Origin of the sequence: Pedobacter immunditicola (genome assembly GCF_037482985.1) — a bacterium.
In the GTDB taxonomy this organism is placed as follows: domain Bacteria; phylum Bacteroidota; class Bacteroidia; order Sphingobacteriales; family Sphingobacteriaceae; genus Pedobacter; species Pedobacter immunditicola.
On the sequence record NZ_JBBHKC010000001.1, the window covers coordinates 538,413 to 550,742 of the forward strand.

The following is a 12,330-nucleotide window of genomic DNA, read 5'->3' on the forward strand; positions in this document are numbered from 1 at the left end:
GCCTTATCTATATCACAGCTAAATAAATTTTACAATACAATATTAAATTGCCAATTTAGTTTTACATACATAGAGACTTATTTAGATATACTTATGAAGATAAATAAAGACGAATTTAGAAAATACGCAGTTAAACATCACCGAATCAATGGTTTAAACGTTGATCGTTTTATAGGTCAGACTAATATGTCGCCAAAAAGCATGACTCCTTATATCATCGAGGAACGTCAACTTAATGTAGCGCAGATGGACGTTTTCTCCCGTTTAATGATGGATCGCATTATCTTCCTGGGTGACGCTATTCATGAAGGAAATGCCAATATCATACAAGCTCAATTGCTGTTTTTACAGTCTACAGATAGCAACAGAGATATCCAGATCTATATCAACTCACCTGGTGGTTCGGTATATGCTGGTTTAGGTATTTATGATACAATGCAATACATTACGCCTGATGTGGCTACCATTTGTACAGGTATGGCTGCTTCTATGGGTGCCGTATTGTTGGTTGCTGGTGCCAAAGGAAAACGGGCAGCTTTGCGCCATTCAAGGGTAATGATTCACCAACCATCAGGTGGTGCGCAAGGGGTAGCATCAGATATGGAAATAAATTTAAGAGAAATGCTTAAATTGAAGAAAGAGCTTTATGACATCATTGCTGACCATTCAGGCCAAACTTATGACTGGGTAGAGAAAGCTTCAGATCGTGATTATTGGATGACTTCCAATGAAGCCAAAGATTTTGGAATGATTGATGAGGTGTTAGGAGCAGTAAACAATAAAAAATAAAATGGCTAAACAAAATAAAGAATCTCGCTGTTCTTTTTGCGGTTCTGGTAAGCAGGATACTTTAATGCTTATTGAGGGCTTAGATGCATTTATCTGTGATAAATGTGTTGCCCAGGCCAACCAGTTGCTGGTACAGGAATTGGGAAGTAAAAGATCTAAAAGCCTGGATGCTTCGGTAACTTTGCTGAAGCCAATTGAAATTAAGCAACATATTGACAAGTATGTAATCGGTCAGGATTCAGCAAAAAAGGTGCTGTCTGTTGCTGTATATAATCATTACAAAAGATTAAGCCAGAAAATTAACCAGGAAGACGAAGTTGAGATTGAAAAATCCAACATCATGCTGGTTGGTGAAACTGGAACTGGTAAAACATTGCTTGCAAAAACTATAGCGAAAATATTGCATGTACCTTTTTGTATCTGTGATGCTACAGTATTAACAGAGGCAGGTTATGTGGGCGAAGATGTGGAGAGCATCCTCACACGTTTGCTGCAGGCTGCAGATTATGACGTGGCTTCGGCAGAACGTGGAATTGTATATATTGATGAGGTAGATAAGGTTGCCCGCAAAAGTGATAATCCTTCCATTACAAGGGATGTTTCCGGTGAAGGTGTTCAACAGGCGCTGTTGAAAATACTAGAAGGTACTATTGTGAATGTTCCCCCTCAGGGCGGACGTAAACATCCTGATCAAAAAATGATCCCGGTAAACACCAATAACATCCTGTTTATTTGTGGTGGTGCTTTTGATGGTATTGAACGTAAAATAGCCAATCGTTTGCGCACGCAGGCCGTAGGGTACAAAGTGAAGAAAGACGATGTGGATTTAGACCTTAAAAATCTGTATAAATACATTACGCCGCAGGATTTGAAATCATTTGGATTAATCCCTGAATTGATTGGTCGTGTGCCCGTATTAACCCACTTGGATCCCTTAGATAAAGAAGCTTTGCGTAACATATTAACCGAACCTAAGAATTCTTTGTTCCGTCAATATGTGAAGTTATTTGAATTTGAAGGTGTGAAGTTAACCTTTGATGAGGATGTATTAGATTTCATTGTCGACAAAGCGATGGAGTATAAATTAGGTGCCAGGGGATTGAGGTCTATCTGTGAAGCTATCATGCTGGATGCCATGTTCGATATTCCTTCTGAACCGGGTACTAAAGAATTAAATATCACATTGGATTATGCCTTAGAAAAATTTGAAAAGGCTGATTTTAAGAAGCTGAAAGCAGCATAGAAAAATCCCCGTTTTATCGGGGATTTTTTTTTATCTTGTTATTTGGTCAGCGATTCCTAAGTTGAATTTTGAAGACAAATAACCTAACTCGGAAGCCATGAATGAAGAAAAGGATATAAAAAAAGAATTAAAGGTAGCTAAGGTCAAGAAAGTAAAAGAAGTTGAATCTCCTGTTAAGCCTGGTTTAAAAACCAAGGCGGAAATTGTTAAAAACTGGCTTCCAAGGTATACAGGCAGACCACTGGAACAATTCAGTAAGTATATTCTGTTAACCAACTTCACTAAATATGTACAATTGTTTTCTGAATGGAATGACAATGCACCGATTATGGGCATTGATAAACCGATGCAGAGTGTAACTGCAAATGGCATAACCATTATCAATTTCGGAATGGGAAGTCCGCTGGCAGCAACCATGCTCGATCTATTGTCTGCTATTTCCCCTAAAGCAGTGCTGTTTTTGGGCAAATGCGGCGGTATAAAGAAGAAGAATCAAATCGGCGACCTTATCCTTCCGATTGCCGCGATAAGGGGAGAGGGGACTTCAAATGACTATCTTCCAGCTGAGGTACCGGCATTGCCTGCCTTCGCACTTCAGAAAGCGATATCGACCACCATCAGGGATCACTCCAGGGATTACTGGACCGGCACCTGTTACACCACCAACCGTAGGGTATGGGAACATGACAAGAAATTTAAAAAGTATATTAAAAGTTTAAGGGCCATGGCGGTTGATATGGAAACGGCTACCATATTCACCACGGGCTTCGCTAACAAAATTCCAACGGGTGCTTTATTATTGGTGTCTGACCAGCCGATGATTCCGGAAGGGGTAAAAACTACTGAAAGTGATAGTAATGTAACCAACACTTATGTTGAAACACATTTACGAATCGGTATAGATTCACTCAAGCAGTTAAGTAACAACGGCTTAACAGTGAAGCACCTGAAGTTTTAAACAGCCTAATGTGCTTCTTCCGTATTTTTGGGGAAGTCAAATAACAATAGGGTTCCTGTATGATGGCTTATTTCTGCCCAATCATTCACGTCAAAATTAATGGCAACTACGCCGGACGTGGGAATATTATAGATGTCGGCATCGCTGAGGTAGTTAGCGAAATCTGTAAATCCTGGATTGTGACCAAACATGGCGATGGTTGTATACTCATTTGAGAATTGATTCACCACTTTCAGCAAATCCGATGTATCTGCTTCGTAGATGGAAATGTCGGTTTGAATTTCTCCTGCCGGAATATTCCATATCCTTGCGAAATGTTTTGCTGTACTCCATGCACGGTTTGCGGGGCTGCTTACGAGGTGCGGGGGTGACCAACCCTTTTTAAGGACTTTTTCTGCCATAACTGCGGCATTTTTATTGCCCCGGTGATTAAGGGGCCTGTCGAAATCTTTTATCGTTGGATTATCTCTATCCGATTTTCCATGTCTTATCAGCAGCAGTTGTTTAGTCATTTATTTTTTCTAAAATCTTATCTATAACAACCAAAGTTGATAAATTGTTCATGCAGGCAAAGTCTCCTCTGTAACATGGGATGTTTCCATAGATGGAACAAGGCCTGCATTCCAGCTCAATTTGAACAGCATCATCCATGGATTGCCCATAACCCATGAAGCCTGCAAAAGGATGTGTAGCTCCCCATATTGAAACTACTGGAATTCCCATTAACGAGGCCAGGTGCATTCCTGAAGAATCCATGCTCACCATCAGATCTAAATGAGTAATGAGTTGCAGCTCTGTTTCCAGGTTGATCTTGTTGATAACTGAAATGATATTGTCATGCTGCGCTTCCCATTGAGCTGCAATTGCTGCTTCTTCTTTGCTGCCCCCGAAAATTAATATTTTGTAATTCAGTTCTGCCAGTTTCATCAGCACGAACTCCATTTTTTCAAGCGGATAAACTTTCTGCTGGTGTTGTGCAAAAGGACTCAAACCGATTAATTTGCCTGTTTTATTCGCTCCGATAAAAGGTAAAAGTTCCGGGCTAATTGGTGCTGCCTGCTTTCTGATCAGTTGGTGTGAGAGTGTAAAAGGGAAACCAAGTTTTCTAAATACATCTGCATAACGTTCTGTGTTCAATTGAAGCGGAACCAGCACTTTATTGAACTTGCGTGTCAGTTTTTTTTTGTCAGCACGGCCTTTATCTAACCTGCATATTGTTTTTCCACTCAAGAAAAACAGGATACATAAAATAGTGCTTCTGAGGTTAAGGTGTAAATCGGCAACTGCAGTGATGTCCTGTTTATTAAGTTCCCTGAAGTATTTCAACAAACCGAAGAAACCTTTGTGCTTCCCTTTAGGGTCAAAGGCATGGAAATCAAGGTGATCGACATCTTTGAAAAAAGGCTCAAAAAGGCCTCTGGTAGCCATGATTATAGCAGTTTCAGGATACTGTTGCCGGAATTCACGCAACACGGGGACCGTCATCGCTACGTCTCCCATGGCAGAAAACCGGATCACCAATATTTTAGATGCCCTGGTCATTGTTATTTTTTAGCGTAGAGTACAGGATTTAAATTTGGGTCATTATACATTTTCATTTGTTTATAAACTTTCATGTATTTTTCTCCACTTTTGATATCAGCAATTAATTCATCCAGACTGCTTGAGAGATCAGTCTGCTGCATCAAGAGTATATTCAATTTAATACCACAGGCTTCAATATGTTCGGCCAAAACATCTGTTCTTAATGTTTCTTCCTTCATGTGAAACACTTTGAGGGCAAGAATCGACAAGCGGTCTATCACCCAGGCCGGACTCTCTGAGTTAATTTTTGCATCCTTTTTAGGGGCTACATATTTGAATTCTTCAAGGAAGTAGCTATCGATAAATTCCACCACATCTGTACGTTCCTGGTTAGATTTGTCGATTCTTCTTTTCCATTGTAAACCTTCCACGGGGTCGATTTCAGGGTTGCGGACCACATCTTCCATATGCCATTGCACAGTATCAATCCAGCATTTCAGGTAGAGCAGGTGCTCGAGGGTATGGAGGTTGTATGGATTTTGTATAGGTTGATCAATGTTATTGTGTAGGTGATAATCATTGATCACCTCTTCAAATATCTTGTTGGCAATTGAACTAATCATTCGATAAAGGTAGCTATTATCTATTTTTATTGTTGAAATATTCTGTAATGTCTGTCAGCGTGAAGGCATTTAAACATTGTGTGGCTGCTAAACCACCCTTTCTTGCCACCAACGTTCCATAGTGCATGTCTTTGAAACCTTCCATCCGGTGTGCATCAGGATTAATGGATAATAATACACCTTTCTCAAGGGCATAATTATGCCAGCGCCAATCCAGGTCCAGGCGTAAGGGGTTTGCATTGATTTCAATAACGACATTATTGGCGGCACAAGCATCTATCACTTTTGCATAGTCAATAGGGTAGCCTTTTCTACTCAATAACAACCTGCCTGTCGGGTGACCTAAGATAGTGGTATAAGGATTTTCGATAGCCTTGATTAACCGTGCTGTTGCTTTTTCCTCATCCATTTTGATATTACTGTGGATGGACGCCACCACAAAATCGAAGGTCTTCAAAATCTCCTCCGGGTAATCAAGTGAACCATCAAATTGAATATCACTTTCAATGCCCTTGAAAATCTTAAAAGGTGCCAGCTTTATGTTCAGTGCATCAATTTCCTGCTGCTGGGCATAAACCCTTTGTTCATTAAGTCCGTTAGCATAAAACGCCGATTTGGAATGGTCGCAGATACCCAGATATTCCAGTTGCAGATCTTCCTTGCAAAATACAGCCATCTGTTCAAGGGTATGCACGCCATCGCTCCAGGTAGAATGGTTATGTAAGGTTCCTTTAAGATCTTTTTCTGTAATGAGTATGGGTAACTTGTTCTCTTTAGCGAGATGGATTTCCTTTCCACCTTCTCTTAATTCAGGTGCTATATAAGCAAGTTTTGCTTTCTCGTAAATTGCAGCCTCTGACAAATAATCGCCTGCACCAGCCATTGCCAATACTTCATTCACGTGTGCTGTATTACCGGTTGAGGTGAACAGCTGCAGGTAAAAATCAGCTTTATTAACCAGCTGCAGTTTCACATTCAAGCCAAAAGGAGTGGCGGCGAGATAGGATTCATCAGCCTGTTTTTCAAATTCGACCGAATCAAATAAGTATAATTTTGATGCTGTAGATTCCGCGTTATCGGTGCCAATGATAAAAACCAGGTCCTCGATGATCTCACAACGACGGCGGTAGTCGCCTGCAATTTCTATTAAGGGTGCAGATTCAAAGTTATTAAGCCATAAGGAAAGATCTGTATGTAACTCATTGACCAGGTGTTCTGCCTGGGCATAAAGAAACTTCCCGGCAGCAGCCATTTTAAATTCAATGACTTTTCTGATTTCCTCCTGTGTTTTCAGTCCGAAGCCTTTAGCTTCTATCAATCTGTTTTCGTTGCAGGCATAATACAATTCACCTATATTTTCGATACCGAGGTCTTTCCAGATCACGACAATCTTTTTCGGGCCTATGCCTTTAATGCCAAGCATTTCCACAATGCCTTCGGGGGTATCAGCAAGGATCTGCTCAAGATCAGCCATTGTTCCTACCGTTAAAAGCTCCCATACTTTTGAGGACATGCTTTTACCCAGGCCATCTATTTTTTCTATTTCTTCCAGGCTTTTGCTCTTGATAGCGAAAGGAAGTTTATCAATTTTAAAGGCCGCATTGGCCACAGATTTAATTTTAAAAGCGTTACCCTGGTTGAGCTCCATTAATTGGGACAGCAAACGAAGGGAACGGGCAATGGTTTTGTTTTCCATGAATAAATTTACTGTACTTTAATTTCAAAAGGCATACGAGCCTGAATTCCTGAATTGAGAATGGCGTTTTTTGCTTGTTGGAACAGCATGAAATTATCACCAAGCTCCTGTTTTGTATAGTACAGTTTAATTTTATCTGTAGAACTTTCCATTAAAGATTTTAATGGATCTATCTTTTCAGGATACTCTACAACTCTGTATTCTGATAATTTAGCTTTTTTAGCTGCAGCAACAATGGCATCATCGAAACTACCTATACGATCAGCAAGACCATTTCTAACGGCGTCAGTACCCACCCAAACATGTCCGCCACCAATGGAATCAACATATGTTTTCGAACGTTTACGGCCATCTGCCACCCTGGTGATAAAAGTGTCATAAATAAGGTTGACCTCATTTTGAATGATAAATCTTTCGCCGGGAGTCATCGGACGATTAACACTCATGATATCAGCATACTTCGCTGTTTTTACGCCATCAAAAGTAATCCCCAATTTGTTGTTTAGTAAGTTTTGAAGATTTGGGATGATACCAAATACACCAATAGAACCGGTAATGGTGTTCGGCTGCACAAAGATGGAGTCTGCAGCACAGGCGATGTAATAGCCACCCGAAGCAGCGATATCACCAAAGGAAGCAATCACAGGTTTTGCTTTTTTGCTGAGCAACACCTCTCTCCAAATCACATCTGATGCCAGCGCACTGCCACCACCAGAATTCACCCGTAAAACAATAGCCTTCACATTGGTGTCCAACCTGGCTTTCCTGATGGCACGTGATACCCGTTCTGAACCAATTGTTTCATCACTTCCCTCGCCGCTGATGATGTTACCATTGGCATAAATGATGGCGATTTTCTTTTTGCCTGTCTTCTTTTCGTGAGCTACATTATCTGCATAATCATTGATGGATACCGTGCTGATGGTTCCTGTTTTTTTAGTGCGGCTCAGCTTTTTCAGTTCATCAATAACTTCATCTTTGTAACGCAGGCCATCCACCATTTTATAAGACAAAGCGTCTTTTGGTTGTTGGATACTATAATTATTGGCCCATGTATGTAAGCTATCTCTTGATATTTTCCTGGTTTGCGCTATTCCATCCAAAAAGGTATGGTATAAGCCCGTTACATATGCAGTTACCTGCTGACGGTTATAGTCACTCATTTTCTCGTTGGTAAAAGGCTCAACAGCACTTTTATAGTTTCCCACCCGGATGATCTGGGCTTCGACACCCATTTTCTCCAGTGCACCTTTAAAGAACATTAATTCCGATCTAAAGCCTTTAAATTCCAAAGCACCTTGTGGGTTCAGATAAACTTTATCCGCTGCAGAAGCTATATAGTAAGCATCCTGAGAATATACTTCACTATAAGCAATGATTGGCTTTTTGCTGGTTTTGAAATCAATTAACGCATCCCTGATCTCTTTAAGGGTAGCTTTACCCGCAGAAGGAGAGGTGGTGGTGAGATAAACAGCTTTGATATTGTCATCTGTTTTTGCTTTCCGCAGCGCCTGGATCAAGTCCCGGATGCCAATAGTTTTTTCATCAGAGCCGATAAGCGGTATATTCTCAAATCGCTTGTTCGGTGTGCGCTCCTCAATTTTTTGATCAAGATTTAAGTGCAGGACACTGTTGGCGGCCACATCGACCTTTTTATCTTCACTAATGGAAGATACAATTCCAACAATTATGATGATGAAAAATATGCTAATGACGAATATGGATATAATAAATCCTACGACTGTAGCAAAGACATACTTGAAAAAATCTCTCATAAAAAGTTTAAATATTATTATTCTGTAAATATAGTTATCCTATTTGAGCTTCGGTTTAAAAAAACAAAAGCTCACAAATGTTTCCTAACTTTAGGCCGGTTAAAAATTAACCTGTTTATATGGTATTGGACACTAAAGTAGTTTATTTGTTACTGGGAAGTAATTTAGGTGATCGCTATCGATTGATTGAAGAAGCCATTGTTTTAATCATTAACCATATAGGGCCCCTACAAACGAGATCATCATTTTATGAAACAGCGGCCTGGGGCAAAGAAGACCAACCGCGGTTTTTAAACCTCGCGCTGGCCGTAAAAACTACCCTGTCGCCACTGGAAGTATTGGAAAGTGCCTTAGCCATTGAAAAAGAACTGGGTAGAATACGCCTGGAGAAATGGGGCGCCAGACTGATCGATATTGACCTTATGTTTTATGGTGATGAAATCATTGATATTCCCGAAAAACTTCAGGTTCCCCATCCGGAAATGCATAAGCGGAAGTTCGTCATGGTGCCCATGGCTGAAATTGCCGGTAATGTTGAACATCCGGTATTCAAAAAAACTGTAGCAGAACTACTGCAATGTATGCAAGATAATTTAACTGTATTGAAGGTATAATTTCCTTAATTTTGTCAAATGCTCAACGAAGAAAAAAACAACATCCCGCTTGATCTCTCTTACTTAAGAGAAATGTCTGGAGACAGTGCTGAATTTATGGTGGAAATGATTGATATGTTCAAACAGCAAACACCGATCTATATGGCGGATCTTCAACAGGCAATTGCAGCTCAGGATTGGCCGCGGGTATCAAGTTGTGCACATAAAATAAAACCCACTTTTTCTTACATCGGCAGGGAAGATGCAAAGAAACACATGCAAGTAATGGAGGATGATGCACGTGATCAGAACAATATAGATCAATTACCGCTGAAATTTACAGAGATAAATGAGTTCATTCAGGTGTTGAATAAACAACTTGATGATGCAAAAGCTGATCTGGAGAAAAGTATTAAGCTTTAATGAGCTTATAACTATAACTTTCCATAATCAGGTTAGCCAGGAGGTTTCTACATGCTGCATCTATTTTCTCCTTAGCGATATCCTCCGTAGCAGCCGCCACTTCTAAAGTAATGTGTTTGCCTATCCGCACATTCGTAATGTCGGAAAGACCCAGGTTTTTCATGCTTCCTGTTACTGCTTTACCTTGAGGATCCAGGATCTCTTTTTTAGGCATGACGTCGATTTCTGCAATATACTTCATCATAACTTTATTTTAAATGATATTGAAGGACCGCATGAGTAGTAACATTTACTATTCATGCGGTTGTTTTATTATAATAGGTCGTCTTTAAAATGCAAAAAGGAGGAACTGATATATAAAATTAATACAATCGGAATAGCGGCAAATTTAAGAAAAGCAATCAACACTGCAGATATCATCAGGAAAATGTATTTCACTTTATTGTCTTTCCAATTTAAGGTTCCAAATTTCAGTGAATAGATCTTGATTTCTGAGACCAACAGCCAACTCACCAGAATGGTAATTCCAATCAGCAAAAGGGTAGAGTCCAATATTCCTGGGTATTGTTGATTGATAAAAGGGAGTGAGACAATAAACAAAGAGTTCATAGGCGTATTTAAACCTATGAAATCTTCTGATTGTCTGGTGTCGATGTTAAATTTTGCAAGTCTGACTGCCGAAAAGATCGTAATCAGGAAAGCAACATAGGGCAGGTAAGGGGTAGATTGGTTACTTTGGGTAATGAGCTGGAACATGACTACTCCGGGTAAAAAACCAAAGCTGATCACGTCTGCAAGTGAGTCCAATTCTTTCCCCATTTCTGATTTTACATGCAACAACCGGGCAGAAAATCCATCAAAAAAATCAAAGATTCCCGAAATAAGGACAGCGTAAGCTGCAATGTTTAAATCCCCTTTAAAGGCAAATACAATACCAATACATCCCGACAGGAGGTTTGCGCACGTTAATGCATTAGGGATATGTTTCTTCATGGACTAGCTATTCATCGATATTAAAAATTCTTCGTTAGATTTTGTGTTTTTTATTTGTGCCTGAACAAATTCCATTGCTTCCTGAGCATTCATATCAGCCAAGTGGTTACGCAATATCCATACACGTTGCAAGGTGTCCCTGTCGTGCAGTAAATCATCTCTTCTGGTACTTGAAGCCGTGATGTCGATGGCAGGGAATATTCTTTTGTTGGATAATTTACGATCCAGCTGAAGCTCCATGTTACCGGTACCTTTAAACTCTTCGAAAATAACCTCATCCATTTTAGAACCTGTATCCGTTAATGCCGTAGCAAGGATAGTTAATGAACCACCTCTTTCAATATTTCTGGCTGCACCAAAGAAACGTTTAGGTTTATGCAAAGCATTGGCGTCCACACCACCAGATAAGATTTTTCCAGAGGCCGGTGCTGTTGTATTGTAAGCCCTTGCCAAGCGGGTAATAGAATCTAAGAGGATAACCACATCGTGTCCGCATTCTACCAGTCGCTTTGCTTTTTCCAAAACAATATTGGCAATTTTAACATGACGTTCAGCAGGCTCATCAAATGTAGAAGCAATAACTTCAGCTCTCACACTTCTGGCCATGTCTGTTACCTCCTCAGGTCTTTCATCAATCAGGAGAATAATCAGGTAAACCTCAGGGTGGTTATTTGCAATCGCATTGGCCACTTCTTTTAAAAGGTTCGTTTTACCCGTTTTTGGTTGTGCAACAATTAAACCACGCTGACCTTTACCGATCGGGGTAAATAAATCAATGATACGAGTTGAATAGTTGTTAGAGTCGTTAGAAAGGTTAAATTTTTCAGTTGGGAACAATGGTGTCAGGTAATCAAAAGGAACGCGGTCACGCACCTCTGCAGGCAAACGGCCGTTTATTGTTTCAACCCTTACCAGTGGAAAATATTTTTCTCCCTCTTTTGGAGGTCTTATACTTCCTTTCACTGTATCACCAGTTTTTAGGCCAAATAATTTGATTTGAGATTGCGATACATAAATGTCATCCGGAGAAGACAAATAATTATAGTCTGCTGATCTTAAAAAGCCATAACCGTCAGGCATGATTTCCAATACCCCTTCATTGGTAATGGTATTATCAAAGTCAAGGTTTGAATAACTATTTTCGTTAGATTTACTTACAGGACTTTTAGGTCTGTTGTCATCTCTTGCAGGTTTGTTTTTACGTTGCTCAGGCAGGTTGTTAATAGCAGGGGCAGCCTCTGTTATTTCGTCAGCAGGCTTCTTTATTTCCTGAACTTCAGGGGTTACTGTTCTGTCTTCTGCCAATACTTCCGGAAGATTTTCAAAAGGTTTGATTAATGGTTCATCAAATAAAGTACTCTTATTTGATGGCGTATCCATTTCATCTTTTGAAGCAATGCGGGAACGCTTTCTTGCCGGTTTTTCGCCGGTGCTTGCCTTTGCTAATCTTGGTTTTGTAATTTTTTGTGGAGCAGGATCGGCTTCTGTTAATTCAGGAACTGCAGCTTGCTCTTTAATTTGAGCAATGATTTCCACAAGTTCAGCCTTCCGCAACTCGTCAGCATTTAAAATACCCTGAGCTTTTGCCAGCTCACGCAATTCTGCAGTGAGTTTTTCATTTAATTCTGTTTTATTAAACATTATATAGTTGTAGAGAATTTTTATTAAAAGAAATTATTGATTGAGAAGCGTAAAAAACGCAATTATGACTAA

The 12,330-nt window shown here is 39.9% G+C and carries 13 protein-coding genes; 5 read left to right on the forward strand and 8 right to left on the reverse strand.

Annotated elements, in window-relative coordinates:
* The first annotated feature begins 93 nt into the window (after window positions 1-93).
* The 3 genes from clpP (at window position 94) to WG905_RS02225 (ending at window position 2,990) form a co-directional block, all read left to right on the forward strand.
* A complete protein-coding gene (gene clpP / locus WG905_RS02215; protein ID WP_339590058.1) occupies window positions 94-789 on the forward strand; it encodes an ATP-dependent Clp endopeptidase proteolytic subunit ClpP in 696 nt (231 codons plus the stop codon).
* Between the two features lies 1 nt (window position 790).
* Window positions 791-2,032: an ATP-dependent Clp protease ATP-binding subunit ClpX gene (gene clpX, locus WG905_RS02220; protein ID WP_339590059.1), complete on the forward strand. Its 1,242-nt coding sequence runs from the start codon at window positions 791-793 to the stop codon at window positions 2,030-2,032.
* 97 nt (window positions 2,033-2,129) lie between these two features.
* Window positions 2,130-2,990: an AMP nucleosidase gene (locus WG905_RS02225; RefSeq protein ID WP_339590060.1), complete on the forward strand. Its 861-nt coding sequence runs from the start codon at window positions 2,130-2,132 to the stop codon at window positions 2,988-2,990.
* A 5-nt stretch (window positions 2,991-2,995) separates the two neighbouring features.
* On the opposite strand, the gene WG905_RS02230 is transcribed toward WG905_RS02225, so the two are convergent.
* From WG905_RS02230 to sppA, 5 genes are read right to left on the reverse strand one after another with little or no spacing between them, the layout of a single operon-like run.
* Window positions 2,996-3,502 carry a SixA phosphatase family protein gene (locus WG905_RS02230; RefSeq protein ID WP_339590061.1) on the reverse strand — a complete coding sequence of 169 codons (507 nt, stop codon included), beginning with the start codon at window positions 3,500-3,502 and terminating at the stop codon, window positions 2,996-2,998.
* Window positions 3,495-4,532 (reverse strand): glycosyltransferase family 9 protein, encoded by a 1,038-nt coding sequence (locus WG905_RS02235; protein WP_339590062.1) that lies wholly within the window; start codon window positions 4,530-4,532, stop codon window positions 3,495-3,497. Before WG905_RS02235 ends, WG905_RS02230 begins: the two co-directional genes overlap by 8 nt.
* Window positions 4,533-4,534: 2 nt before the next feature.
* On the reverse strand, window positions 4,535-5,137 hold the full coding sequence (locus WG905_RS02240; RefSeq protein ID WP_339590063.1) for a DUF4254 domain-containing protein: 603 nt from the start codon (window positions 5,135-5,137) through the stop codon (window positions 4,535-4,537).
* A 16-nt stretch (window positions 5,138-5,153) separates the two neighbouring features.
* Window positions 5,154-6,833 (reverse strand): helix-hairpin-helix domain-containing protein, encoded by a 1,680-nt coding sequence (locus tag WG905_RS02245; RefSeq protein ID WP_339590064.1) that lies wholly within the window; start codon window positions 6,831-6,833, stop codon window positions 5,154-5,156.
* Window positions 6,834-6,841: 8 nt separating this feature from the next.
* Complete coding sequence (gene sppA, locus WG905_RS02250; protein ID WP_339590065.1) at window positions 6,842-8,608, reverse strand: signal peptide peptidase SppA; 1,767 nt, start codon at window positions 8,606-8,608, stop codon at window positions 6,842-6,844.
* Window positions 8,609-8,727: 119 nt separating this feature from the next.
* Between sppA and folK the strand changes: the two genes are divergently transcribed.
* A complete protein-coding gene (gene folK / locus WG905_RS02255; RefSeq protein WP_339590066.1) occupies window positions 8,728-9,222 on the forward strand; it encodes a 2-amino-4-hydroxy-6-hydroxymethyldihydropteridine diphosphokinase in 495 nt (164 codons plus the stop codon).
* An 18-nt stretch (window positions 9,223-9,240) separates the two neighbouring features.
* Window positions 9,241-9,624, forward strand: coding sequence for an Hpt domain-containing protein (locus WG905_RS02260; protein WP_339590067.1), 384 nt, complete (start codon window positions 9,241-9,243; stop codon window positions 9,622-9,624).
* On the opposite strand, the gene purS is transcribed toward WG905_RS02260, so the two are convergent.
* From purS to rho, 3 genes are all read right to left on the reverse strand, one after another.
* On the reverse strand, window positions 9,614-9,868 hold the full coding sequence (purS, locus tag WG905_RS02265) for a phosphoribosylformylglycinamidine synthase subunit PurS (protein WP_339590068.1): 255 nt from the start codon (window positions 9,866-9,868) through the stop codon (window positions 9,614-9,616). The genes WG905_RS02260 and purS overlap by 11 nt on opposite strands.
* Before the next feature lie 68 nt (window positions 9,869-9,936).
* Complete coding sequence (gene pssA / locus WG905_RS02270) at window positions 9,937-10,617, reverse strand: CDP-diacylglycerol--serine O-phosphatidyltransferase (RefSeq protein WP_339590069.1); 681 nt, start codon at window positions 10,615-10,617, stop codon at window positions 9,937-9,939.
* 3 nt (window positions 10,618-10,620) lie between these two features.
* A complete protein-coding gene (rho, locus tag WG905_RS02275; RefSeq protein WP_339590070.1) occupies window positions 10,621-12,258 on the reverse strand; it encodes a transcription termination factor Rho in 1,638 nt (545 codons plus the stop codon).
* Window positions 12,259-12,330: the final 72 nt, after the last annotated feature.